Origin of the sequence: Trinickia sp. EG282A, from assembly GCF_040965455.1 — a bacterium.
Taxonomy (GTDB): Bacteria; Pseudomonadota; Gammaproteobacteria; order Burkholderiales; family Burkholderiaceae; genus Trinickia; species Trinickia symbiotica.
In genome coordinates, this window is sequence record NZ_JBFRCC010000051.1 from 1 (window position 1) to 330 (window position 330).

The window sequence follows — 330 nt, forward strand, 5'->3', positions numbered from 1 at the left end:
GCAGGCCTGCCAGCGCGGCGAGCATCTGACCCGTCTGGTTCGAGTCGTCGTCGATCGCCTGTTTGCCGAGGATCACGAGCTGCGGCTGCTCCTTCTCGACGAGCGCCTTCAAGAGCTTCGCCACCGCCAGCGGCTGCAGCTCTTCGCTCGATTCGACGAGAATCGCACGGTCCGCACCGATCGCGAGCGCCGTGCGCAAGGTCTCCTGGCACTGCGCCACGCCGCACGAGACGGCGACGATCTCGGTCGCCACGCCCGCTTCCTTCAGGCGCACCGCTTCCTCGACGGCGATTTCGTCGAACGGATTCATCGACATCTTCACGTTCGCGA

1 pseudogene is annotated in these 330 nt (G+C 65.8%); it reads right to left on the bottom strand.

Annotated elements, in window-relative coordinates:
* Nucleotides 1-330 (bottom strand): annotated as a pseudogene (locus AB4Y31_RS31870) (electron transfer flavoprotein subunit beta/FixA family protein); the annotation flags it as partial.